The 23,186-nt window shown below is 71.5% G+C and carries 24 protein-coding genes and 1 pseudogene; 8 read left to right on the top strand and 17 right to left on the bottom strand.

The window, feature by feature from the left end:
* Positions 1-14: 14 nt before the first annotated feature.
* The 4 genes from ACFVS6_RS38125 to ACFVS6_RS38110 all read right to left on the bottom strand — a co-directional run bounded on the left by ACFVS6_RS38125 (position 15) and on the right by ACFVS6_RS38110 (position 3,933).
* Positions 15-512, bottom strand: a complete 498-nt coding sequence (locus ACFVS6_RS38125; RefSeq protein WP_389711119.1) for a hypothetical protein — start codon at positions 510-512, stop codon at positions 15-17.
* Positions 513-605: 93 nt separating this feature from the next.
* Positions 606-2,468, bottom strand: coding sequence for an AMP-dependent synthetase/ligase (locus tag ACFVS6_RS38120; RefSeq protein WP_389711118.1), 1,863 nt, complete (start codon positions 2,466-2,468; stop codon positions 606-608).
* A 134-nt stretch (positions 2,469-2,602) separates the two neighbouring features.
* Positions 2,603-3,586, bottom strand: a complete 984-nt coding sequence (locus ACFVS6_RS38115; protein WP_389711117.1) for a DUF1648 domain-containing protein — start codon at positions 3,584-3,586, stop codon at positions 2,603-2,605.
* The gene (locus tag ACFVS6_RS38110; RefSeq protein WP_389711116.1) at positions 3,586-3,933 is read right to left on the bottom strand and encodes a GntR family transcriptional regulator; all 348 of its coding nucleotides are present in this window, start codon (positions 3,931-3,933) and stop codon (positions 3,586-3,588) included. Before ACFVS6_RS38110 ends, ACFVS6_RS38115 begins: the two co-directional genes overlap by 1 nt.
* Positions 3,934-4,131: 198 nt before the next feature.
* Between ACFVS6_RS38110 and ACFVS6_RS38105 the strand changes: the two genes are divergently transcribed.
* Positions 4,132-4,956: a hypothetical protein gene (locus ACFVS6_RS38105; protein WP_389711115.1), complete on the top strand. Its 825-nt coding sequence runs from the start codon at positions 4,132-4,134 to the stop codon at positions 4,954-4,956.
* Positions 4,957-5,037: 81 nt separating this feature from the next.
* Complete coding sequence (locus ACFVS6_RS38100) at positions 5,038-5,433, top strand: contact-dependent growth inhibition system immunity protein (RefSeq protein WP_389711114.1); 396 nt, start codon at positions 5,038-5,040, stop codon at positions 5,431-5,433.
* A 39-nt stretch (positions 5,434-5,472) separates the two neighbouring features.
* On the opposite strand, the pseudogene ACFVS6_RS38095 reads toward ACFVS6_RS38100, so the two are convergent.
* A pseudogene (locus ACFVS6_RS38095) lies at positions 5,473-5,948 on the bottom strand (MarR family transcriptional regulator).
* Positions 5,949-6,046: 98 nt separating this feature from the next.
* The gene (locus tag ACFVS6_RS38090; protein WP_389711113.1) at positions 6,047-7,018 is read right to left on the bottom strand and encodes a helix-turn-helix domain-containing protein; all 972 of its coding nucleotides are present in this window, start codon (positions 7,016-7,018) and stop codon (positions 6,047-6,049) included.
* Between the two features lie 469 nt (positions 7,019-7,487).
* Between ACFVS6_RS38090 and ACFVS6_RS38085 the strand changes: the two genes are divergently transcribed.
* Together ACFVS6_RS38085 and ACFVS6_RS38080 are read left to right on the top strand one after the other, a co-directional pair.
* Positions 7,488-9,494 (top strand): WD40 repeat domain-containing serine/threonine protein kinase, encoded by a 2,007-nt coding sequence (locus tag ACFVS6_RS38085; RefSeq protein WP_389711112.1) that lies wholly within the window; start codon positions 7,488-7,490, stop codon positions 9,492-9,494.
* The gene (locus ACFVS6_RS38080; RefSeq protein ID WP_389711111.1) at positions 9,479-9,841 is read left to right on the top strand and encodes a hypothetical protein; all 363 of its coding nucleotides are present in this window, start codon (positions 9,479-9,481) and stop codon (positions 9,839-9,841) included. The genes ACFVS6_RS38085 and ACFVS6_RS38080 overlap by 16 nt, the downstream gene beginning before the upstream one ends.
* A gap of 91 nt (positions 9,842-9,932) precedes the next feature.
* Here the strand turns inward: ACFVS6_RS38080 and ACFVS6_RS38075 are convergent, their stop codons facing one another.
* From ACFVS6_RS38075 to ACFVS6_RS38060, 4 genes are all read right to left on the bottom strand, one after another.
* Positions 9,933-11,285, bottom strand: a complete 1,353-nt coding sequence (locus ACFVS6_RS38075; RefSeq protein ID WP_389711110.1) for a dicarboxylate/amino acid:cation symporter — start codon at positions 11,283-11,285, stop codon at positions 9,933-9,935.
* 399 nt (positions 11,286-11,684) lie between these two features.
* On the bottom strand, positions 11,685-11,954 hold the full coding sequence (locus tag ACFVS6_RS38070; protein WP_383996220.1) for a DUF4229 domain-containing protein: 270 nt from the start codon (positions 11,952-11,954) through the stop codon (positions 11,685-11,687).
* Between the two features lie 213 nt (positions 11,955-12,167).
* Positions 12,168-13,331, bottom strand: a complete 1,164-nt coding sequence (gene mqnE, locus ACFVS6_RS38065; RefSeq protein ID WP_389711109.1) for an aminofutalosine synthase MqnE — start codon at positions 13,329-13,331, stop codon at positions 12,168-12,170.
* Between the two features lie 53 nt (positions 13,332-13,384).
* A complete protein-coding gene (locus tag ACFVS6_RS38060) occupies positions 13,385-13,840 on the bottom strand; it encodes an Lrp/AsnC family transcriptional regulator (protein ID WP_281206151.1) in 456 nt (151 codons plus the stop codon).
* Between the two features lie 121 nt (positions 13,841-13,961).
* Between ACFVS6_RS38060 and ACFVS6_RS38055 the strand changes: the two genes are divergently transcribed.
* Positions 13,962-14,096: a hypothetical protein gene (locus tag ACFVS6_RS38055; protein WP_389711108.1), complete on the top strand. Its 135-nt coding sequence runs from the start codon at positions 13,962-13,964 to the stop codon at positions 14,094-14,096.
* Here ACFVS6_RS38055 and ACFVS6_RS38050 read toward each other — a convergent pair.
* Positions 14,093-14,785: a UbiX family flavin prenyltransferase gene (locus ACFVS6_RS38050; protein ID WP_389711107.1), complete on the bottom strand. Its 693-nt coding sequence runs from the start codon at positions 14,783-14,785 to the stop codon at positions 14,093-14,095. The two genes, ACFVS6_RS38055 and ACFVS6_RS38050, sit on opposite strands and share 4 nt — an antisense overlap.
* 98 nt (positions 14,786-14,883) lie before the next feature.
* Between ACFVS6_RS38050 and ACFVS6_RS38045 the strand changes: the two genes are divergently transcribed.
* The gene (locus tag ACFVS6_RS38045) at positions 14,884-15,489 is read left to right on the top strand and encodes a rhomboid family intramembrane serine protease (protein ID WP_389711106.1); all 606 of its coding nucleotides are present in this window, start codon (positions 14,884-14,886) and stop codon (positions 15,487-15,489) included.
* On the opposite strand, the gene mqnP is transcribed toward ACFVS6_RS38045, so the two are convergent.
* The 3 genes from mqnP to ACFVS6_RS38030 are packed head-to-tail and all read right to left on the bottom strand — an operon-like array spanning position 15,486 to position 18,345.
* On the bottom strand, positions 15,486-16,409 hold the full coding sequence (gene mqnP, locus ACFVS6_RS38040; protein ID WP_389711105.1) for a menaquinone biosynthesis prenyltransferase MqnP: 924 nt from the start codon (positions 16,407-16,409) through the stop codon (positions 15,486-15,488). The two genes, ACFVS6_RS38045 and mqnP, sit on opposite strands and share 4 nt — an antisense overlap.
* Positions 16,406-16,891: a hypothetical protein gene (locus ACFVS6_RS38035; protein WP_389711104.1), complete on the bottom strand. Its 486-nt coding sequence runs from the start codon at positions 16,889-16,891 to the stop codon at positions 16,406-16,408. Before ACFVS6_RS38035 ends, mqnP begins: the two co-directional genes overlap by 4 nt.
* A complete protein-coding gene (locus tag ACFVS6_RS38030) occupies positions 16,888-18,345 on the bottom strand; it encodes a menaquinone biosynthesis decarboxylase (RefSeq protein WP_389711103.1) in 1,458 nt (485 codons plus the stop codon). Before ACFVS6_RS38030 ends, ACFVS6_RS38035 begins: the two co-directional genes overlap by 4 nt.
* A gap of 91 nt (positions 18,346-18,436) precedes the next feature.
* On the opposite strand from ACFVS6_RS38030, the gene ACFVS6_RS38025 reads away from it, so the two are divergent.
* Together ACFVS6_RS38025 and ACFVS6_RS38020 are read left to right on the top strand one after the other, a co-directional pair.
* Entirely contained in the window at positions 18,437-18,796 is a 360-nt protein-coding gene (locus ACFVS6_RS38025; protein WP_389711102.1) for a PLD nuclease N-terminal domain-containing protein, read from the top strand.
* A gap of 125 nt (positions 18,797-18,921) precedes the next feature.
* Entirely contained in the window at positions 18,922-19,458 is a 537-nt protein-coding gene (locus ACFVS6_RS38020; protein ID WP_389711101.1) for a hypothetical protein, read from the top strand.
* A gap of 128 nt (positions 19,459-19,586) precedes the next feature.
* Here ACFVS6_RS38020 and ccsB read toward each other — a convergent pair whose 3' ends face one another.
* The 3 genes from ccsB to ACFVS6_RS38005 are packed head-to-tail and all read right to left on the bottom strand — an operon-like array spanning position 19,587 to position 23,186.
* A complete protein-coding gene (ccsB, locus tag ACFVS6_RS38015; RefSeq protein ID WP_389711127.1) occupies positions 19,587-20,663 on the bottom strand; it encodes a c-type cytochrome biogenesis protein CcsB in 1,077 nt (358 codons plus the stop codon).
* The gene (locus ACFVS6_RS38010; protein ID WP_389711100.1) at positions 20,663-22,399 is read right to left on the bottom strand and encodes a cytochrome c biogenesis protein ResB; all 1,737 of its coding nucleotides are present in this window, start codon (positions 22,397-22,399) and stop codon (positions 20,663-20,665) included. Before ACFVS6_RS38010 ends, ccsB begins: the two co-directional genes overlap by 1 nt.
* Positions 22,400-22,412: 13 nt before the next feature.
* Positions 22,413-23,186: a cytochrome c biogenesis CcdA family protein gene (locus ACFVS6_RS38005; RefSeq protein WP_389711099.1), complete on the bottom strand. Its 774-nt coding sequence runs from the start codon at positions 23,184-23,186 to the stop codon at positions 22,413-22,415.

Genomic DNA, 23,186 nt, shown 5'->3' with positions numbered 1-23,186 from the left:
CCACGGCCCCGGTCCTAGTGCCTGTCGACCTCGGCCCGGGCGATCTCCACCTTCGGTTCGGCGGGCGCGTCCCGGCCGGGCATCGAGACCTTGACCTCGGTGGGCCAGGACGCGCCCGGGTACACGCCGACGGTGTCGGTGGCGAAGCTGCCCGTGGCCTCGTAGCCGTCGGGGCCGGTCACGCGCACGGTGACCTCGTAGAAGGCCCGCACGGTGCCGCCGTTCGTGACGGAGACGGGCACCCGCAGCACGCCGCCGGCCTCCCGCACGGCGGCGTGGGCGCTGACGTCGCCGTCACGGGCGACGACCGGCCCGAACTCGCCGGTGCCCTCCGGGGGCGCCGGGGGCGTCGACGGGGCCGGGGTCCGGGTGACGACCGGGGGCGGGGTCGGTGCGGCGTCCGCGGTGGACTTCGGCTCCGGCTCGGTCGCGGTGCAACCGGCCGAGGCCGCGGCGAGGGCGACGGCCATCAGCGCGGCCACGTTTCCGGGCAGGGTCACGGAGCGGTTCACGGGCACGGCTTCCCCCGAAGCTGGGGCGCGCGGTCGGTCCCCGCGCGCCGGTCGCCGTGATCATATGACCGGCGGCGCGGACCGGAGCGGCCCTCACCGCTCCCGCGCCCCCCGGTACAGGGCGTCGATCTCGGCGGCGTAGTCCCGGGCGACGGCACCGCGCCGGAGTTTGAGCGAGGGCGTCAGGTGTCCGCGTTCCTCGGTGAAGTCCCCCGTCAGGACGGCGAAGCGCCGGATCGACTCGGCGCGCGAGACCGTCTGGTTCGCCTCGTCCACCGCCCGCTGGAGGTCGGCGAGGAGGTCCTCGTCGGTGACCAGCTCGCGGATCGGCACGCCCTGCTTCTTGTGCATCTGCCGCCAGTGCGCCAGCCCGTCGGGCTCCAGCGTGATGACGGCGGTGACGTAGGGCCGGTTGTCGCCGATCACCATGCACTGGCCGACGAGCGGGTGGGCGCGCAGCCAGTCCTCCAGGGGCGCCGGGGCGACGTTCTTCCCGCCGGAGGTGATGATCAGGTCCTTCTTGCGTCCCGTGATGGTGAGGTACCCGTCCGCGTCCAGTTCGCCGATGTCCCCGGTGGCGAGCCAACCGCCCGCCGGTTGGGCGGCGACGTTCCAGTAGCCGGCGAAGACGTGGGCGCCGCGCAGCAGCACCTCCCCGTCGTCGGCGATCCGTACGGAGGTGCCGGGCAGCGGCCAGCCGACGGTGCCGAGGCGGGGGCGCAGCGGCGGGGTGATGGTGGAGGCGGCCGTGGTCTCGGTCAGTCCGTAGCCCTCGAAGACCTCGACGCCGGCGCCGGTGTAGAAGGCGGCGAGCCGCCGGCCGAGCGGGGAGCCGCCGCTGAGGACGTAGCGCACGCGCCCGCCGAGGGCGGCCCGGATGCGCCGGTAGACGAGCGGGTCGTAGAGGGCGTGGGCGGCGCGGAGCCCCATGCCGGGGCGTTTGCCCTCGACGGTTTCGCCGAAGCTCTGCGCGATCCTGGCGGCCCGGTCGAAGGAGGCGGCGCGGCCCATCCGCTCTGCGGTGGCGCGGGCGGTGTTGTAGACCTTCTCCAGGACGTAGGGGATGGCGAGCAGGAACGTCGGCCGGAAGCCCGCCAGGTCCGCGAGCAGTTCATCGGTGCGGATGCTCGGCGCGTGGCCGAGCTTGACCCGGGCCCGCATGCAGCCGACGGCGACCATCCGTCCGAAGACGTGGCTGAGCGGCAGGAACAGCAGGGTGGAGGCCGGTTCGCTGGTGACCGATTTGAAGACCGGGTGCAGCAGCCCCACCGCGTTGTCGACCTCGGCGAAGAAGTTGGCGTGGGTCAGGACGCAGCCCTTGGGCCGGCCGGTGGTGCCGGAGGTGTAGACGAGGGTGGCGACGGTGTCCGGCGTACGGGCCTCCCTGCGCGCGTGGACGAGCGCGTCGGGCAGGTGTTCCCCGGCCTTGACGAGGCGGGCGATCGCGCCCGTGTCGAACTCCCACAGGTGGGCCAGTCCGGGCAGGTTGCCGCGTTCGGCGCTGATGATGCGGGCCTGGGCGGTGTCCTCGACGGCGCAGGCGACGGCGCCGGAGTCGTGGAGGATCCACCGCGCCTGCGAGGCGGAGGAGGTCGGGTAGATCGGTACGGTGACCAGGCCGGCGGCCCAGCCGGCGAAGTCCAGCAGGGTCCACTCGTAGGTGGTGCGGGCCATGACGGCCAGCCGGTCGCCCGCTCTCAGCCCTTCGGCGATGAGTCCCTTGGCGACGGCGAGGACCTCGGCCGCGAAGCGGGCGGCGGTGACGTCGTGCCAGGTGCCGTCGGGGGCCTTCCGGGCGAGGACGGCCTCGTTCGGGGCCTCGCGGGCGTTGTCGAACGGCAGGTCGCCGAGCGAGCCTCTCTGCGGCATCCCCGCGAGCGGGGGGACGGAGACCTCCCGCACCACTCCGGCGATGGTCGTCTTGACGGGCTCCACCAGTTTCGGCTCGGCATCCACGGCGCGCTCTCCTCGGGTCGATCGGAGTTACCGCCGGTAATTTACGCACGGGTAACCCGGTCCGACCACCCCCCGGACCGGGCCTTTCTCCGTACGGGGACCCGTGCGACGCACCCCGGCACCGCCGCCCGAGGTCAGTGACCGGGCCGACCCCCCGCCGCCTTCAGGGAGTTCAGCAGGGCGGCGCCGCGTTCGGCGTCGTCCACGCTCACGGCGAAGTCCCGACCTCCGGCGCGGATCACCAGGCACTCGCCGCCGCGCAGCATCACGGTCGTGCCGAGTCCGTTGATCCGGTAGCCCCAGCCGCCGGCACGGGCGGGCCCGCGCTCCTCGACGCGGGCGGACTCGATGTCCCCGGCGGCCCAACGCCGCACGGGCCACCCGAGCGGCCCGAAGGCGACGGCCAGGCCCTGGACGCCGACCCGCGCCCGGACCGAGGAGAAGGTGAGGACGAGGACGGAGGCCACCGCGAAGGGGACCACCGTCAGCCACTGCGCGCCGACGAGACCGCCCAGACCGGCGAGCGCCCCCGCGACGGCGAGCACCCCGCAGAGCGCCGCCGTGAGCTGGAGCCAGGCGTTGGATGCCCGCGAGAACCAGACGAGCCTGCGCCCCTCGGGGATCTCCATGACGGGGCCGGGCACGACCCCCTCGCCCGCCCGACGGCGCCGGCGGGCGAGCACCCCGACCAGGGCGGCCGCCGCCCCCACGGCCACGACGGCGACGACCTGACCCGTCACGGAGCCGGCCTGTCGCCAGTCCTCCCGGTCCAGGTTGGCGCGGACCACCGCGGCCTGCCCTCCCGCCAGGAACACCCCACCGGACAGCAGGGCCGCCGCCGCCCACCCCTCGGTCGCGGACGGGCCGCCCAGGCGCCGCGCGAGCAGGACGCCGAGCACGAGCAGGGCCCAGACCAGCGCGGGAACGAGCGCGGCCGCCCACAGCGGCATGGAGCCGTCGGGTCCCCCTCCGTCGCCGCCGCCCCAGTGCGTGGCGACCCGGTCCGGCAATCGTCGGGCCGCCGCGAGCGGCAGCGCCACGAGCAACACCATGATTCCCGCGACCCAGACACCGACGCCCCACGTGCGCGCACCGGTCGCTCCGACCGTACGGTCCATTACGGCACCTCCTTGATCATCTCTATGAGATCGGCCTTGCTGTAGCCCAAGCGGGCTCCTTCTTCGACGAGTTCGCGCACCCGGTCCAGCAGCGTCGAGCGCCGGTCGGCCCCGCCGGCCACCGTCACCCCGCGGCCGCGCCGGAACTCCAACAGCCCCTCGTCCCGCAGGGCGCGCAACCCGCGCAACACGGTGTTCGCGTTCACACCGAGCGCCTGCGAGAGGTCGCGGGCGGGCGGGATCCGGTCCCCGGGGGCGCATTCGCCCTCGGCGATGGCACGACGAATGGCACCCGCGACCTGCTCGTGCAGGGGGCGGCCGTCCGTGGTGTTCAACCTCAGCAACATGATGCCAATGGTACTAGCACCATAAGCTCAATGGAACAGTCCTGTCCCGAACAGGCCCCATCCGCAATCCCTTTGACCGCTCAGGACGCCAACTGCCTTACTGGGTATGGCAGAACGCGTGCGTCCGCCGACGCGCAGCGGGCAGAATCGGGGAGGTCCGTCCGACGGCTTCGGGCCCGCGATCGGAAGGGGACTCCGGTGTCGTCACAGGAAATCCAGCTCACGCTCACCGCCGACCAGGCCGCGGCGGGGACGGTCATCGGCGTCAACCTCGCGGGCGGCCCCGTCAACCTGCGCATCCCGCCCACCCGCAACGGCGACCTCATCCGGGCACAGGTCGCCGGCAAGGAGGTGCTGCTGCGGATCCTCGTGACCGGCACCACCGTCGGCGCGACGACCACGACCCCGATGGCCTCCGCCGCGCCCGGTTCTCCCGGCGCGCCCGGTTCGCCCGCCGGACTCAGCCGCGCCGGTTGCCTGGTGGCCCTCGGTACGGCCGCGGCCATCGTCGTCGCCTTCTTCCTGGTGGTCGACGGGGGCGACGACTCCCACAACACCGCCGGCTCCGACAACAGGCCCTCGGCCTCCGCGAGCACCTCGTATTCACCCGCCCCGGGCCAGTACTCCCCGCCCGCCGTCCCCGCCCCCACCTACATGGCGACCGAGTCGACGCCTTCGCGCAGCACCGCACCCGCGCCCGACCCGACCCCCTCGGCGGCCTACCCCGTCCTCCCCAGCACGGAGGCGGCTCCCACCCCCTTCGACCGGGGCACCTGCCTCAACGGCGAACTCCCGGACTCGACGACCGCGCAGCGCGTCACGGGCGTGGACGAGGTGCCCTGCTCGGCGTCCGACGCGCACTACCGGGTGATCGAGAGCATCCCGTTCACCTCGGACATGGACCGCTGCAACACCAACACGAAGACCGAGTACGCCTTCTCCTACCGCTACACGATGGGCGGCAGCGTCCTGAACGAGTACGTGTACTGCCTCGTCGGCATCGGCTCGTACTCCCGCCGATAGGCGCTCCCGCCTGATAGACAGGGAGGCTTCTCCACTCTTCCGCAACTCGGCAGACGCAAGGGCGACATGATGCTCCACCACTTGGACCGCACCCTCGACGAGATCGACGGGCCCCCGTGGCCGCCCGCGCCGCCGAACGCGACGAGCCTCGCCACCAAGGTCCACGCCCTGCGCCGGCGCCCCCTGGGCAGCCTCGCGCCCGCGGACCTGCGCACCCTGATCAGCCAGGACGTGGCGCTCCCCCACGTCCTGCCGCTGGCGGTCGACCTGCTGGTCGAGGATCCGCTGCTGGACGCCTGCTTCTACGAGGGCGACCTCCTGCACGCCGCCGTCACGCGCCCCGCCACGGCCTGGCTCCTGTTCCCGGACCTCGCCGTCCGCCTCGCGACGGCCGTCGCCCCGCTCCCCTCCACGCCCGAACGCGCGGAGTTCCTGGCGACGCACGCCGGCCCGGACCACCGGAACCCGGCGGGGTGACGGCCCCCGCGGCCCGGCACCGATCCTCCGGGGACCCTGTCACGGGGCCGGAGGCGTCACGCCCGCGTTGTGGATCAGTCGCCGGAGCACCTTCAGCGTGGTGACGTAGTGTCCGCGTCGTCGATGCCCTCGTGGAGCGCGGCGCGGATCGCGGGGGCGTGGCGTCCGAGTTCGACGCGGGCCCCCTCCCCCTCCTCGGTGAGCCACAGCCGCCCGTCGGCGTCCCTCGTCAACCAGCCTCGCTCCAGGAGCACCTCGGCCTCCGCCGCCAGATCGTCCTCGGCACGGATGTAGGAGGCCATGGCCTCCCTCAGCTGCCGCAGGGTCATCCCCGCGCCGTCGGGCGAGATGTCGTTCGCCGACAGGTTGCGCAGCAACCAGAACTGCGGGTGCGTGTAACCGTGTTCGACCTGACGGGCCCGGGTGTAGGCGGTCAAGGCCTCGTGGGCGACCCCGGTCCAGTACGCGGCGGGCCGACCGGCGAGTTCGGCGTCGGAGATCTGTTCGTTCGTCATGGGGCGTCCCTTCCCGGTACCTCGGTACGGAGCCCGCACGCGGTGCGGCCCACGTCGAAACCGTATGACCTCGACCGCACTTGAGGACAAGGGGTTCCTCAGGCGGCGGCAACGACCCCGCCTTCGGGCGGGCAGTTCGCGCAGCGGCCCGGTGCCGGGGCGCGGAAGGCCCGGTCGCAGCCGTCGCAGTTCTGCAGCGGATGGGGCCGCGAGGGTGCGGCGACCGGGGGCGGTGGAGGCAGACGCGGGGGCATGGACGTCCGCAGCCGGTAGCCGATCAGCGCGGCCGGGTGACGGAGGTCGGCCGGCAGCTCGGCGGTCAGGGCGTGCCGCACGGCTTCGGGATCGACGCCCCGCTCCAGCCAGGCGGCCACGTCGGGCGCCAATTGCCGTACGCGCTCCTCCGTGAGCAGCAGCCGGGGATCGTCGCAGCGCAGCCGAGCGAGCAGATCCATGGCCTCCCGGGTCGGGAGGTCGGTGGGGATCCCGGACGCGGGGGCCGGTGCGGGGGCCGGCGCCGGTGCGGGCGCGGGATGCGGTACGACGCCCGGTGCCGCCTCGGGGCCCCGGCACGACGGCGGGTCAGGATCCGGCTCGGGCCCCGGCCCCGGCTCCGGCTCGGGCTCCGGATCCAGCTCAGGCCCGTCGGTGTGCGGGGGCCGTGGCGGTGGCGGAGGCGGGGGCGGAGGCAATGGCGGTGCGGTGCCCCGGGGGTGGTTGTAGGACACGGTCCTGGTCAGGAGGCGGCCCTCGGGCGTACGTACGTGGCTGCGCTCCAGGTAGCCGTGCGCCTCCAGCTCCCGAAGGGCTCCGGCGATGCGCACCTCCCCCTCGGGGAAGCGCTCCGCGAGGGCCTTGATGCCGACCTTGGAGCCGGTCGGCAGCGACTGGATGTGCAGGGCGAGGCCGATGGCCACCAGCGACAGGGCCGGGTGCTGGGCGAGGTGGTTGCCCACCACGGTGTAGTGGTGGGCGTGCCGCACGTTGACGTGGACGACACCGGATCGGATGGTCCCGGCGGGAACGCGGGACGTGGCGCGCGAGGGCGCGCTAGGGTGCTTTGACACCATGCGGAAGGGCTTTCTTCCTGTTTGGTCAGGCCCTCGTTCGGGATGCCAGTCCCGGCGGGGGCCGTCTCATGTCTGGGAGTTGTGGGGCCGAGCATATGCCGCTCAACCGCACCAAAAGCCAGCCCGGTTGGCGTAGTTCACCCGTGTGAGTGAGCGGGGAGCCGGAGGGGTGGGGTTGGTCGGTTTCACCTCGGTACTTGGTTCTTAAAGGTCGAGCACGACCGCGTCCCGACCTCCCGCGTCACGGTCCGAGCCCCTCCCGGGGGCGAACCCGAACCGCGGGGGTCCGGGGCCGCGTCGCGGGAACCGGAACCCCGGTCCGACGGAAGCCCGCACCCCCGCACCCGCCCCGCCCCTGCCCACCTTCGGCGCGGGCACCCGGGCGGAGTTCGCGGGACGCACCCGACGCCCGGCGCCCGTACTGGACAATGTCCCCTGTTCTTGGCGGCGGCACATCTCAGGGGGCCCCATGCGGGCGGGGGAGCACTTCTCCGGCAGGTACCGGCTGGACGCGCGGCTCGGGCACGGCGGCATCGGCGAGGTGTGGCGCGCGTACGACGTCGACCTCGGCCGGCCGGTCGCGGTGAAGGTGCTGCTGGAGTTCGACGCACCGGACGAACTGCTGCGCCGCTTCCGGCGCGAGGCGGCGATCGGGGCACGGCTCCAACATCCCGGCATCACCGTCGTCCACGACATCGGGCACCACGAGAACCGGCTGTTCATCGTGATGGAGTTGCTGGAGGGCGAGGACCTCGCCCACCGGCTGGCCCGCTCACCGGGAGGCCTGCCCGTGGCCGAGGCCCTCGAACTGGCGCTCCAGGCAACCGAGGCCCTGTCCGCCGCGCACGCCCGGAAGGTGGTGCACCGGGACCTCAAGCCCGCGAACCTGTTCCTGCTGACCGACGGCCGCCTGAAGATCTGCGACTTCGGCATCGCGCGCACCGCCGACGCGACGGGCGGACTGACGCTCACCGGACGCCCGTTCGGCACCCCCTCCTACATGGCGCCCGAGCAATGGCGCGGCGAGCACGTCGACGCGCGCTGTGACCTGTACGCCCTCGGCTGCGTCCTGCACGCGCTGCTGACGGGCGATTCGCCGTTCCCGGCGACGGAGCAGCCGTGGGCGCTGATGCGCCAGCACCTGGAGGAGGTACCGCCGGGGCTGCGTACGGTACGGGCGGACGTGCCCGTCGGCATCGAGACGCTGGTCTCCTCGCTGCTGGCCAAGGATCCGGCCGGGCGGCCGGACGCGGCAGCCACCGCCGAGCTCCTGCGCGCGCTGCGCCGGCCGGCGCCCGTCGCGCACACCGGCCCCGGCACGCCCCCGCCCACCGACGACGCCCCGACCGGTGGAACCCCTCCGGGCAGCGCCCCGGGCCGCGATGACGACACGGACACCGCCGACACCGCCGACCCCGCCGGCATCGACACCGACACCGGCCTCGACCCGGTCGACACCGCACCCACCCGGACCGCGCCGCCGCCCCGCACTCCGCCGCCACCCGTACCGCCCCTCCCCGACGGTCCTCCCACCCCGACCGGGCGGCCGGCGCGGACGGACACCGCCGCCGGCACCGACCCCGACCCCGATCCCGACGCCCCCTCCCCCGGCCCGTCCCGGCGCAACGTCGTGCTCGGTGGCCTCGCCGCGCTCGCCGCCGTGTCGGGAGGCACGTTCGCCGCCATGAAGCTCACCGACGGCACCGGCGACGACGGGGGCAAGGGCAGCCGCGGCGCCCCGTCCGTCCTCACCGACGACGCCGGTGCGGTGTCCTCGGTGGCGTTCAACGCCGACGGCAGGACCGTGGCCTGCGGCAACAGCGGGAAGACCGTCCGCGTCTGGAAGATCGCGACCCGGACCAAGACGTCCCCGTTCCCGCCCCACTCCAACGCCGTGGCCTCGGTGGCGTTCAGCCCCGACGGCGCGTTCTTCGCCAGCGGCAGCCTGGACAACACGATCCGCCTGTGGGACGTCCGCAACCGCACCGGCGCCGTGCTCACCGGTCACACCAACAGCGTCTGGTCGCTGGCGTTCACCCCCGACGGCAGGACCCTGGCCAGCGGCAGCTGGGACGACACCGTCCGCCTGTGGAACACGGCCGACCGCACGAGCACCACCCTGAGCGGCAACACCGGCGGCGTCTGGTCGGTGGGCTTCAGTCGTGACGGCAGGACCCTCGCCGCCGGCGGGCACGACAACACCGTGCTGGTGTGGGAGGTCGCCTCCCGCAGCATCGTCACCACGCTCACCGGCCACACCGGTTCGGTCACGTCCGTGTCGTTCGGCGCCGACGGCAGGACCCTCGCCACGGGCAGCACCGACAGCACCGTCCGCCTGTGGAACCTCGCCAAGGGCACCAGCACCACCCTGACCGGCCACACCGGCGCCGTCTCCTCGGTCGCCCACAGCCCCGACGGCAAGACCCTCGCCAGCGGCAGCAGCGACAACACCATCCGCCTGTGGAACCTCGCGTGACCCGGGCGGGAACCACGCCCCGCACGTACAAGGGGCCCCACCGGCGGGAGGACATCGACCTGCCGGAGGACCGGGGCTGTCTGCGCTGGGTCCTCGGCGTGCCGCTCGTGGTGCTCTACGCACCGGCGCTGTACGCCTGCTTCGTCGCGCTGGCCATGAGCCCGCAGTCGGCGCACGATCCGCTGCGGGACGACGTGCGGTTCATGGCCGGTGTCTGTGTCGCGGTGTGCTTCGCGGGCCTGTTGCTCACCGCCGTGCCGGTCTTCCACCGGACCATGGGCCGTTGGTGGTACGCCGTACCGTTCCTGCTGGCCACCGTCGCCCACGTCCGCGCGCTGACCGTGTGAGCCGCAGGGCACCGGACGCGCGAACACCGCGGCCCCCGCCCGGACGGGGGCGGGGGCCGCGATGGGCGGGCGCGCTCGGGGCGCGTCCGGATCAGGCGGTGACGGGAACCGGGGCGCCGGTCTTGTCCTCGGCCGGGGTCTCGGCCTGCTCGGCCTTCTCGTCCAGCGGGGAGGCGGAGGCGGAGGCGTACGCCTCCTTGTCCAGGATCCCCTCACGGGCGGAGACGATGACAGGGACGACGGCCTGGCCGGCCACGTTGGTGGCGGTGCGCATCATGTCGAGGATCGGGTCGATCGCCATGAGCAGGCCGACACCGGCCAGCGGCAGGCCCAGCGTGGACAGGGTCAGGGTGAGCATCACGGTCGCGCCGGTCAGACCGGCCGTGGCGGCCGAGCCGACCACCGAGACGAACGCGATGAGCAGGTACTCCTTGATGCCCAGCTGCACGTCGAAGATGTTCGCGATGAAGATCGCGGCGAGCGCCGGGTAGATCGCGGCGCAACCGTCCATCTTCGTGGTGGCGCCGAACGGGACGGCGAAGGAGGCGTACTCCTTCGGGACGCCGAGGCGCTCGGTGACCTTCTGGGTGACCGGCATGGTGCCGACCGAGGAGCGGGAGACGAAGGCGAGCTGGATCGCGGGCCAGGCGCCCTTGTAGAAGTGGAGCGGGTTCACCTTGGCGACGGCCCACAGCAGCAGCGGGTAGACGCCGAACATGACGAGCGCCGAGCCGATGTAGACGTCGGCGGTGAAGGTGGCGTACTTGCCGAGGAGGTCCCACCCGTAGCTCGCGATGGCGGTGCCGATGAGGCCGACGGTGCCGATCGGGGCGAGGCGGATGACCCACCACAGGGCCTTCTGGAGGAGTTCCAGGACCGACTCGGCGAGGTTCAGGACCGGCTGGGCCTTGGTGCCGAGCTGGAGGGCGGCGATACCGGCGACGGCGGCCAGGAAGACGATCTGGAGCACGTTCAGCTCGGTGAACGGCGTGATGATGTCCTTCGGCACGATGCCGGTCAGGAAGTCGATCCAGGAACCGGTCCGCTTGGGCTCCTTGCCGTCGGCCGGGGTGAGGCCGGTGCCCGCGCCCGGGTCGGTCAGCAGGCCTATCGCGAGGCCGATGCCGACCGCGATCAGCGACGTGATCATGAACCAGAGCAGCGTGCGGGAGGCGAGCCGCGCGGCGTTGTTCACCTTCCGCAGGTTGGTTATGGACACCAGGATCGCGAAGAAGACGAGCGGGGCGACGGCCAGCTTCAGCAGCTGGATGAAGATGTCGCCGACCTGTTCGAGGGTGGTCTTCAGCCAGCTGATGTCCTGGCTGCGGGCGAGCCAGCCGAACAGCACGCCGAACACGAGACCGGCGACGATCTGGGCCCAGAACGGGAACTTGAAGGAGGCCTTGGCGGGAGCCTGGGCCTGGGGGGTGGCGGACACGGACACTCTCCGGGGGGACGCACGACGTACGGCGGAAGGTTCTGCGAGGGGTGCGGTGCGGCAGCAGCCGGAAGGGGCCGGGCCGGCCGGGACTGCTGCTGTATCGATTCAGCTCAACTGCGGAGGGAATCAGCGGCAACAGCAACAGGCCGCGGACACGCGGCGGCAGAGGTCGACGTGCAGGCGCTCCACGAGCGGGACGCTCGCGGTCATCGGGTGCGCAACTGTGGTCAACATGTTGAACACGCTAACACTTCTGCTTTGAGAAGCCCAAAGTGATTCTTTGATCCAGAACGGTCCGGCGCCCGCCGCGTCCGGCCGGGGAAACGCGAAAGCCCCAGCGTTACGGGCGGTATTCCCGTAGCTGGGGCGGTTCGGTGTGTGAGGAAGCCAACGCGGCTCGGGTCAGCCGACGCGGGCGGCGTCGTCGGCCACGTCCTCCTGGCTGCGGTTCGCCGCGAGCTTGTCCTTCGCACCCGCGACGCGTCCGGAGATCTGCACGGACATCGCGTCGCGCTGCTTGCGCAGGAGGACGAACGAGAGCGGGGCCGACAGCACGAGCGCGAGCAGCACGATCCAGGCGGGGTTGGCGTCACCGAGGCCGGAGGGCACCCAGCCCAGGCGGACCAGCAGGGCGACGAGGACCAGGCATCCGACGAAGATGCCAAGGCGCATCGCGGTGTAGCGGATCGTCGCGCTCGTCTTGAGGGACACGGTGACCCCTTCTCTCTCGTCGTACTGCGGGCATGGCGTGCCCGTCCAGTGAAGCACGCCGGGGCTCCGCCGCGGCCCGCCGGGGGTCGGTGCCGCATCGGCGGGGGGCGGCGGGGCGGGGAACGGAAAGGCCCCGGTCCGCGGGGACCGGGGCTCCGTCGTGGGTGCGGGCGCTCAGAGGCGCATGGCCTGCGGGGTCTCGCGCAGGTCGGCGTCCGGGCCGGGGTACTCGCGGATGATCTCGTAGCGCGTGTTGCGCTCCACGGGGCGGAAGCCCGCCTCGCGGATGAGGTCGAGGAGGTCCTCGCGGCCGAGCTTGTTCGGGGTGCCGTAGTTGTCGGCGTCATGCGTGATCTTGTACTCGACGACCGAGCCGTCCATGTCGTCCGCGCCGTGCAGCAGCGCGAGCTGGGCGGTCTGCACGCCGTGCATCACCCAGAACACCTTGACGTGCGGGACGTTGTCGAAGAGCAGCCGGGAGACCGCGAAGGTCTTCAGCGCCTCCGCGCCGGTCGCCATCGAGGTGCGCGCCTGGAGCTTGTTGCGGACCTTGCCGTCCTGCATGTCCACGAAGTCGTGCTGGTAGCGCAGCGGGATGAAGACCTGGAAGCCGCCGGTCTCGTCCTGGAGCTCGCGCAGCCGCAGTACGTGGTCCACGCGGTGGCGCGGCTCCTCGATGTGCCCGTAGAGCATCGTCGACGGGGTCTTGAGCCCCTTGGAGTGGGCCAGTCGGTGGATGCGCGACCAGTCCTCCCAGTGGGTGCGGTGGTCGACGATGTGCTGACGGACCTCCCAGTCGAAGATCTCCGCGCCGCCACCGGTCAGCGACTCCAGGCCGGCCTCGATCAGCTCGTCCAGGATGTCGGAGGCCGACATCCCGGAGATCGTTTCGAAGTGGTGGATCTCGGTCGCCGTGAACGCCTTCAGCGAGACGTTGGGCAGTGCCTCCTTGAGGGCGGACAGCGAACGCGGGTAGTACCGCCACGGCAGGGTCGGGTGCAGACCGTTGACGATGTGCAGCTCGGTGAGGTTCTCGTTCTCCATGGCCTTGGCCAGGCGGACGGCTTCCTCGATGCGCATCGTGTACGCGTCCTTCTCCCCCGGCTTGCGCTGGAAGGAGCAGTACGCGCAGGACGCGGTGCACACGTTCGTCATGTTCAGGTGGCGGTTGACGTTGAAGTGGACGACGTCACCGTTCTTGCGCGTGCGCACCTCGTGCGCGAGGCCACCGAGCCAGGCCAGGTCGTCCGACTCGTAGAGGGCGATGCCGTCCTCACGCGTCAGCCGCTCGCCGGAGCGGACCTTCTCCTCCAGCTCACGCTTGAGCCCAGCGTCCATGCCGGTGTCTCCTCTTTGTCCTGACCTGCCTGCAACCGCCACCCACCGTACTCTCAGCTCTCCTCGGGCAGCTCCCCGACCCGGTTCTCCCACTTCGTGGAGAGCACGATCGTGGTGCGGGTGCGCGAGACGCCCTTGGTGCCCGAGAGCCTACGGATGATCTTCTCCAGGCCGTCGACGTCGCTGGCGCGGACCTTCAGCATGAAGGAGTCGTCGCCCGCGATGAACCAGCAGTCCTCGATCTCCGCGAGGTCGCGGAGCCTGCGGGCCACGTCCTCGTGGTCGGCCGCGTCCGAGAGCGAGATCCCGATCAGCGCGGTGACGCCGAGCCCGAGCTCGGCGGCGGCCACCGTCGCGCGGTAGCCCGTGATGACGCCGGCCGTCTCCAGCCGGTTGATGCGGTCGGTGACGCTGGGGCCGGAGAGGCCCACGAGACGGCCCAGCTCCGCATACGAGGCACGACCGTTCTCACGAAGTGCCTGGATGAGCTGCCTGTCCACCGTGTCCATTACGTGGAGCCTTCCATTATTCGGCGATTCTGCAAGTCTAGGTATAGAATCAAAGGCACGCAGGGTCAACACCCTGCGAATCTTTCAACAGATCAATGACGATCTTCAGGAGTGGTTCACCGTGTACACGATCGAGATGGCCTACGCGCACATGCGACAGCTCCAGGAGCTGGCCAACCGATCCCGCACCGACCAGCCGTCCGCCGCCCACCGCGTGGACAAGACCCGCAAGCCGCGCAGCGCCAAGCAGCGCTAGTCACCGCCGCCTGCCCCCTCGGGAGGACGGGAGCCACCACCGAGCTCCCCCTCCCACCTGCGGTACAGCACGTGCGGCACACCCGCCGCGTCGAGCACCCGCCCCGCGACGAAGTCCACCAGATCCTGGATGTGCGTCGCACCCGCGTAGAACGCCGGAGAGGCGGGCAGCACCACTGCGCCCGCCTCGTCCAGCGCCACCAGGTGTTTCAGGGTCTGCCCGTTGAGCGGGGTCTCCCGCACCGCGACCACCAGTCGGCGCCGCTCCTTGAGCGTCACGCTCGCGACCCGCTGGAGCAGGTCCTTCGACAGCCCGAGCGCCACTCCGGCCACACAGGCCGTCGACGCCGGCACGATCAGCATCCCCTTCACCCGGTACGAACCCGAGCTCGGCCCGGCCGCCAGATCGCCCGCGCCCCAGTAACGGACGTCGTCCAGTTCCGGCGCCGCGAACGTCCCGGGCTTCCCGTCCGCCCCGCGCTCCAACCACCGGCCCAGGTCGTCGCGCCAGTGCGCGTCGCGGAAGGCGATGCCGGTCTCGTCCAGGAGGGTGAGCCGGGAGGCCCTGCTCACCACCAGGTCCACGCTCTCCCCCGCTGCCAGCAGCCCGCGGATCACCGCCGCCGCGTACGGCGTCCCGGACGCCCCGGAAACCCCGACCACCCACGGGGTGCGATTGCGCTCAGTCATACCTCCGAGACTATCCGGCCACACCGGAAGGGCACTGGGTAAGGTGACCCGACGTTTCAAGGGGTGGGACGCGCGACGCGGGAGAGGACGGGGCCGCCATGGGGGACACCCAGGTCGAGGAGTGGAGCCGGGTGGAGCGGGCCAAGGCCGCCGGCATGCTGATGCTGGGCTGGGTGGGCCTGCTCTGGCTGATAGAAGCGGTCGACTACGCCACCGGCCACGCGCTGGACGCGTACGGGATCGCGGCCTGGGACCCGGGCAGCCTCCTGCGGTCCCCGCTGGCCGCGTTCCTGCACTACGGCTTCGACCACGTCGCCGCCAACAGCGTCCCGCTGCTGGTCTTCGGCTTCGTCGCCGCCCTCGGCGGGATCCGCCGCTTCCTCGCCGTCAGCGCCCTCATCATCGTGGCCGACGGCATCGGCACCTGGCTGCTCTCGGCGCCGGGCAGCATCACCGCCGGCGCCTCCGGCCTCGTCTTCGGCCTCTTCGGCTACCTCGTCGTGCGCGGCTTCGTCGAGCGCAAGGTCCTGGGCATCGTGGTGGGCGTCGTGATCGGCCTCTACTGGGGCGCCACCGCCTTCTACGGCATCCTGCCGCTCGACGACGGGATCAGCTGGCAGGGCCACCTCTGCGGCCTCGCGGCCGGCGTGGTCACGGCCCTCTACTTCCGCCGACCGGCCCCCAGCACCGACTTCACGCTCTAGAAGGTCAGGCCCCGCACGACCAGGTCCAGCAGCGCGCACACGAACAGGGCCATGCCGATGAACCCGTTCACCGTGAAGAAGGCGCGGTTCAGGCGGGACAGGTCGTGCGGCTTGACGATGGTGTGCTCGTAGAGGAACGCGCCGACCACGATCACCAGGCCGGCCCAGAACAGCACGCCCGCGTCCGTCAGCACGCCGTACCAGGCCAGCAGCCCGGTGGTCACCACGTGCGCGCCGCGGGCGCCCCACAGGGCCGCCGGGATGCCGAAGCGGGCCGGGACCGAGCGGACTCCCTCGGCCCGGTCGGCCGCCACGTCCTGGCAGCCGAAGATCAGGTCGAAGCCGCCGATCCACACGCCGACGGCGAGCCCCAGCACGACCGCGTCCCAGGACCACTCGCCGGTGACGGCGAGCCAGGCCCCGATGGGGCCCATCGCCTGGGCGAGGCCCAGGATGGCGTGCGGGAAGTCCGTGAACCGCTTCCCGTACGGGTACACCACCATCGGCACGACGGCGACCGGCGCCAGCATCAGGCACAGCGGGTTCAGCAGCGCCGCCGAGCCCAGGAAGACGACGAGCGCGATCCCGGCGCCGGTCCACGCGGAACGCACCGACACCGCGCCGGTGACGAGTTCGCGCCCGGCGGTGCGCGGGTTCCGGGAGTCGATCTCCCGGTCGATGATCCGGTTGGCCGCCATCGCGAAGGTCCGCAGCCCGACCATGCAGATGGTCACGAGCAGCAGCGTGCCCCAGTGCACGGTCCCGTCGAGCTGGAACATCGCGGTGAAGGCGGCGATGTAGGCGAACGGCAGCGCGAAGACCGAGTGTTCGATCATCACGAGCCGCAGGAAGGCCTTCACCTTGCCGTTCGTCCGGGGCGCGGGCCCGGGTTCGAGGACCCCCTCGGCGGCCGATGTCATCCGAGGGACCTCCGGAACTGTTCGAGTTCGACGCGCAGGTCGGCGAGGGCGGTGGGGCCGATCTCCACCTCCAGCGGGGGCGTGCCCTCCGACGGCGGCGGGACGACGGACGCCAGGAAGGCGAAGCCCTCGCCGGCGGGGCGTCCGCTGAGGCGCAGCACGTCGTGGGCGGCCACGGTCAGCACGACCGTGAACTCGGCGTCCGGGTCGGCGGTCGCGGCCAGCAGGCTGCCCGCGAAGGCGTCGGCGTCGGCGGTGGACAGCTCGTTGAGGGCGATCTCGCGGCCCTCGCCGTCCGTCCGGTCGGCGATCAGCTGCCACAGGTCGGACGGCCCCGCGAACTCCTCGGGGGTCACTCCGGCGCGCTCGGCCGCCTCCCGGACGCCCGGCTGCGCCGGGTCGATCTCGGGTCGCACCAGCGCGACGCAGGGCGTGTCGGTTCCGATGAAGAGGGCGGGTCCGCCCACGGCGATGGGACTCACAGTCCGTACTCCTTCCAGCGGCGGTCCACGAGGGCCGCCGTCGCGGGGTCGGACTCCACCATGTCGGGCCAGCCGCCGTCGCGCGTGTAACCCTCCTCCGGGAGTTTCTTCGTGGCGTCGATGCCCGCCTTGCCGCCCCAGAACTGCTGGTACGAGGCGTGGTCCAGATGGTCCACCGGCCCCTCGACCACCGTCAGGTCGCGCGCGTAGTCCGTGTTGCCCAGCGCCCGCCAGGACACCTCGTGCAGGTCGTGGACGTCGCAGTCCTTGTCCACCACGATGATCAGCTTGGTCAGCGACATCATGTGGGCGCCCCAGATGGCGTGCATGACCTTCTGCGCGTGCTTCGGGTACTTCTTGTCGATCGAGACGATCGCGCAGTTGTGGAAGCCGCCCGACTCCGGCAGGTGGTAGTCCACGATGTCCGGCACGATGATCTTCAGGAGCGGCAGGAAGAACCGCTCGGTGGCCCGCCCCAGCGGTCCGTCCTCGGTCGGCGGCCGGCCGACCACGATCGACTGGATCAGCGGGCGCTTGCGCATCGTCACGCAGTCGATCTTCAGCGCGGGGAAGGGCTCCTGCGGGGTGTAGAAGCCGGTGTGGTCACCGAACGGGCCCTCGGGGAGCATCTCCCCGGGCTCCAGCCAGCCCTCGATGACGACCTCGGCGTTGGCCGGTACCTGGAGCGGGACCGTCTTGCAGTCGACCATCTCGATCCGCTTGCCCGCGACGAACCCGGCGAAGAGGTACTCGTCGATGTCGCCGGGCAGCGGCGCGGTGGAGGCGTAGGTGACGGCCGGCGGGCAACCGAAGGCGATGGCGACGGGCAGTCGCTCGCCCTTCGCCGCGGCGACGGCGTAGTGGTTGCGGCTGTCCTTGTGGATCTGCCAGTGCATGCCGATGGTGCGCTTGTCGTGCCGCTGGAGGCGGTAGAGACCGAGGTTGCGCACGCCCGTCTCGGGGTGCTTGGTGTGCGTGAGGCCGAGGTTGAAGAAGTCCCCGCCGTCCTTGGGCCAGGTGAACAGCGCCGGGAGCTGGTCGAGGTCGACGTCGTCCCCGGTGAGGACGACCTCCTGGACCGGCGCGGAGTCGCCCTTCACCTTCCTCGGCGGGACGTGCACCATCGAGCCGAGCTTGCCGAAGGCCTCGCGGACGCCGATGAAGCCCTGCGGGAGTTCGGGCTTGAGCAGCCCGCCGATCTTCTCGCTGATCTCCGCGTACGACTTCAGACCGAGGGCCTTCAGGAGGCGGCGGTCGGTCCCGAAGACGTTCATGGCGAGCGGCATCGCCGAGCCCTTGACGTTCTCGAAGAGCAGGGCGGGACCCCCCGCCTTGTTCACTCTGTCGACGATCTCCCCGACCTCCAGGTACGGGTCGACTTCGGCCTTGATGCGCTTGAGGTCGCCCTCTCGCTCCAGAGCCCGGAGCAGCGAGCGGAGATCGTCGTAAGCCATGGGGCCCAGTATCCGTCACCCTCTACCCTGGAAGCGTCACCGGGGCCCGACGCGGGCCCCGCCGCCACTGCTCGGGAGTCGGTCCCACACCGTGCTGCGCCTTCTGCCCTTCGTACTTCTCCTCGCACTGACCATCTATGCCTTCGTCGACTGCCTGAACACCCCGGAGGAGGAGGTCAAGGTCCTCCCCAAGGGGGTCTGGGTGATCATCATCCTGCTGTTCTCGATCGTCGGCCCGGTGGTCTGGCTCTTCGCGGGCAAGAAGCGCTCCGCGGTGGGCGGCGGTGGCGGCCGGTCGCGCAGGAACCAGTGGGTCGCCCCCGACGACAACCCGGACTTCCTCAAGTCGCTGCGCGACGAGCAGGAGAAGAAGGACGAGGCGGAGCGCAAGGACGAGGACGGCGCCACCGACGGCGACAACGACCGCGACCGCGACAAGGACAAGGACTAGGACAAGGACTAGCCCCGCTCCGGGAACCCGCGTGCGGGGTGCGCTCGTTGACGGGGAGCGGCGCGTGCCGTGATGTGACGCGAAAGATGATTGAACGCGTTCAAGTCGGCTGACAGAATGGCGCCATGCCTCTGCCACGGGCCCCGCAGCACGGCGGGCCGCGGATCATCGACACGGCCTTGCGCAATCTCCTCGCGTACGGGGTGCTCGTCGCCGCCCTGCTCGCCATGACCGGCTGGAACCCCCAGCGATCCGGCCCCGGCCCCGTCCCCGCCGTCTACGACGCCCGTCTCTCCGAGATCGTCGGCACCTGGCGCTGCGTCGACGGCACCGTGGTCGTCTTCCACGCCGGGGGCACCGCCTCCGTCACCCTCCTCGACGGCCAGGAACGCGACTACGCCGCGGGCTGGCGACTCTCCGGGCCGGCCACCTGGACCCTCACCGACGACCAGCCCGCCGGCCGCAACCTCGGCCAGCACCTGCGCCTGGACCTGCCCGCCGCCACCGGCACCGCGACCCGCAGCAACACCGTCACGCGGACGCCCGGCCGCTACTCCTGGACCTTCGAGCTCCGCCGCGACGAACGCCGGACCCTGGAGCTGTACTTCTTCCTCGGCCCCTCGCAGGGGAACGGCGCCTACGTCCTGGAGAAGGACGCCTGAGCGGCACCGGCCCCCGGGCCGCCCCCCTCCTCGGAGCCGGCCCGCGAAAAGGCCCCGCCGCCCGCCCGACGCGGTCGGGGCGGGCGGCGGGGCCTCCTTGCGGGGGTCGCGGCGGATGGGACCGCCGGTCAGACGCCCGCGTACGAGTGCTTGCCGCTGAGCAGGATGTTCACGCCGTAGTAGTTCCAGATCCAGCAGGCGAAGGCGAACAGCGCGAGGTACGCGGCCTTGCGGCCCTTCCAGCCCGCCGTGGCGCGCGCGTGCAGGTAGCAGGCGTACGCGACCCACGTCACGAACGACCAGACCTCCTTGGGGTCCCAGCCCCAGTAGCGGCCCCACGCGTCGCCCGCCCAGATCGCGCCCGCGACGATGGTGAACGTCCACAGCGGGAAGACCGCCGCGTTGATGCGGTACGAGAACTTGTCGAGCGACGCCGACGAGGGCAGCCGCTCCATCACCGAGGTGCGGAAACGACCCGGCGTGCGGCCCGCTTCCAGGTGGCTCTCGTAGCTGTCGCGGAACAGGTAGAGCACCGCGCCGGCCGCGCCGATGTAGAAGACGGCGCCGCAGAAGATGGCGGTGGAGACGTGGATCCACAGCCAGTACGAGTCCAGGGCCGGCACCAGCTGGTCGCTGTCGGTGTACAGCACCTTGACCGCGATGCCGAGGTCCAGCAGGACGGTGGTGACCAGGATCAGCCCGAGCCAGCGGACGTTCTTCTTCAGCGCGAGCAGCAGCAGGTACGCGCCGACGGCCACCGTGGAGAAGGTGATCGAGAACTCGTACATGTTGCCCCAGGGCGCCCGCTGCACCGACAGCGCGCGGGCGACCACGCCGGCCGCCTCGATGAGGAAGCCGAGCGCGGTCAGCGAGACCGCGACGCGCCCGTACAGGTCGCCCTGCTCGTCGCCGCCGGCGGCGCCCGGGCCGTCCGGCACATCGCGCGAACCGGTGGCCGAGCGGGTGACGACCTTCGGCTTGTCGAGGACGGCGGTGCCCCCCTTGCCGCGCACCTGCACGGCGGGCGCCTCGGCGGCGTGCGGCGCGGTCAGCGCGGCGGCCGTGCGGGCCACCTTGCTGCGGCTGCCGAAGGTCCACTCCAGGATGTGCGCGAGGAAGGCGAGCGTGTAGACCGCCATCGACGAATAGATCAGGTAGTTGCTGATCTGCGCCAGGTTCTCATTGGCTGCGACTGCGAGCGACATCATCCGCGCTCCCCTTCAACGTTTTCCTTGACAGGTTGTCCGGGCGCCGAGGGCGCCTGCTGGTGGAGGGCGGCGGAGAGCACCGCGAGCTCCTCCGGGAGCCTGGCGGACTCGCTGCGGCCGAGGCCCGCCATCTCGACGACGGTGACGCCGTCCTTGCCGGTCACCGCCCGGACCCAGATCCGGCGGCGCTGGATGAACAGTGAGGCGGCCAGACCGCCGATGGCGACGATCGCGCCCGCGAGGGCGAGGCCGTTCGCCGGCTGCTGGGTGACCGAGAACGTCGCCCAGCGCTCGATGCCCTCGAACTTCACGGTGCCCGCGCCGTCCGGCAGGGTCATCTCCTCGCCGGGCAACAGGCGCTTCTTGAAGAGCTCGCCCTGCTCGTCCTTGAACTCCTTCATCTTCGAGGTGTTCAGCTGGTACACGTTCTGCGGCAGGCCCGAGTCCACGCCGAGGCTGCCGTGGTAGGCGCTGAGCGCGAGCACGGGGAAGTCCAGCGCGGGGAACTGGGAGAGCATCGTGCCCTTGCCCTCGCCCGCGAAGGTCGGCACGAACATGGCGTTGAAGCCGAGCTGCTCCTGCTTCCCGTCCTTGTCCTTGTAGCCGTCGGTGACCTTGACCGCGCCCGAGGAGCTGAGGTTGGCGTCGAAGGGCAGCATCGGCACGGCGTCCTTGAAGATCACCTTGCCGTCGGGTCCGGTCACCGAGATGACCGGCGCGTAGCCGTGGCCGAGGAGGAAGACCTTGGAGCCGTCGATCTCCAGCGGCTTGTTGACCTCGATCTCGGTCTTCACCGGCTTGCCGTGCGCGCCCTCGCTGAAGGAGACGTACGCCTTGAAGTCGCGCGGGGTGCCCTTCTGCGGGCCGCTCGTCTCGTACGTCGCGTCGAACTTGTCCAGGGTGAACGAGAACGGCGGCAGGCTGTCGGGCGAGAAGAGACCGCCGTACTTGAAGTCGTCGTACTGGGTCAGCGTGTTCGAGAAGCCCTTGCCGCGCAGGACGAGCTTGCCGCCCTCGGACTTGTAGAGCTGCCCGACCGCGAAGGCGACCAGCATGAAGATCAGGGCGATGTGGAAGGCCAGGTTCCCGGCCTCGCGGAGGTAGCCCTTCTCGGCGGCCACGGCGTTGCCGGCCGCGTCCGTGCGGAAGCGCCGCCCGCCGAGGAGGGTCTTCGCCGAGGCGAGCACCTCCTCCGGGGACTTCTCCGTGCGCCACGTCGCGTACGCGGGCAGCCGGTCCAGGCGCCGGGGGGCGCCCGGCGGGCGGCCGCTGAGCTGTCCGATGAACTGCCAGGTGCGCGGGACGATGCAGCCGATGAGCGACACGAACAGCAGGATGTAGATCGCGGAGAACCACACCGAGCTGTAGACGTCGAACAACTGGAGCTTCTCGGCGATCGGCACCCAGAACTCGTGCTTGTCCTTCCACTCGGCGACCTTCATCGAGTCGACCTGCGTCTGCGGGACGAGCGAGCCGGGGATCGAGCCGAGGGACAGTAGGAAGAGCAGGATCAGCGCCACCCGCATCGAGGTGAGCTGGCGCCAGAACCAGCGGGCCCAGCCGATCACGCCGATGCCGACGGGCGCCGACGGCGCGTCCTCCAGCGGGGCCGTGGACAGCTGCGCGCCGGCGGCGAGGTCGGTGGCGTCCGCGGCCGGGTCGGGGGTGTCGGGGGCGTCCGCGGGGGCGGAGTCGTGGGGCGCCGCGCCGGGCGCCTTGTCGGTCGTACTCATGTCCGTGTAGTCCTCAGATCCCCACCGTGAAGCTCTCGCTCCAGCTCTGCATCTCCATGACGATGCTGCCCCACCATCCTGTGACGAGCAGGATTCCGGTGGCGACCAGCATGCCGCCGCCGATGCGCATCACCCACGCGTAGTGCTTCTTCACCCAGCCGAAGGCGCCGAGCGCCTTGCGGAAGGCGACCGCGGCGAGGATGAACGGTACGCCGAGTCCGAGGCAGAAGACGGTGGTCAGCAGCGCGCCGCGGCCGGCGCTCGCCTGCTCGAAGGCCAGGCTGTTGACGGCGGCGAAGGTCGGGCCCATGCAGGGCGTCCAGCCGACGCCGAACAGGACGCCGAGCACGGGCGCGCCGAGCAGGCCCGCGGTCGGCTTCTTGTGGAAGCGGAACTCGCGCATCGTCAGGCCGGGGATGAGCCCCATGAAGAACAGGCCGAGGACGATCACCAGGGCGCCGAGCACCCGGGAGATGACGTCCTGGTGGGCCTGGAGGCTCTGGCCGAAGTACCCGAAGAGCGCGCCGGTGGAGACGAAGACGGCGGTGAAGCCGAGGACGAAGAGGGTGGCCCCGGCGACCATCCGGCCGCGGCGGGCGTCGGCGAGGTCCACCCCGCCGACGCCGGTGACGTACGACAGGTAGCCGGGGACCAGCGGCAGCACGCAGGGCGAGAAGAAGGAGACCAGACCGCCGAACAGGGCGATCGGCAGGGCCGCCAGCAGGCCGCCGTTCAGGACCGTGGTGTTGACGCCGATCGGTTCGGCGGCGAGGAGGAGCTCGACCAC

It is taken from the genome of Streptomyces sp. NPDC057939 (genome assembly GCF_042887545.1).
In the GTDB taxonomy this organism is placed as follows: Bacteria; Actinomycetota; Actinomycetes; order Streptomycetales; family Streptomycetaceae; genus Streptomyces.
The sequence above is the reverse complement of the archived record's forward strand: the minus strand, read 5'-3'. Positions and strand labels throughout refer to the sequence as shown.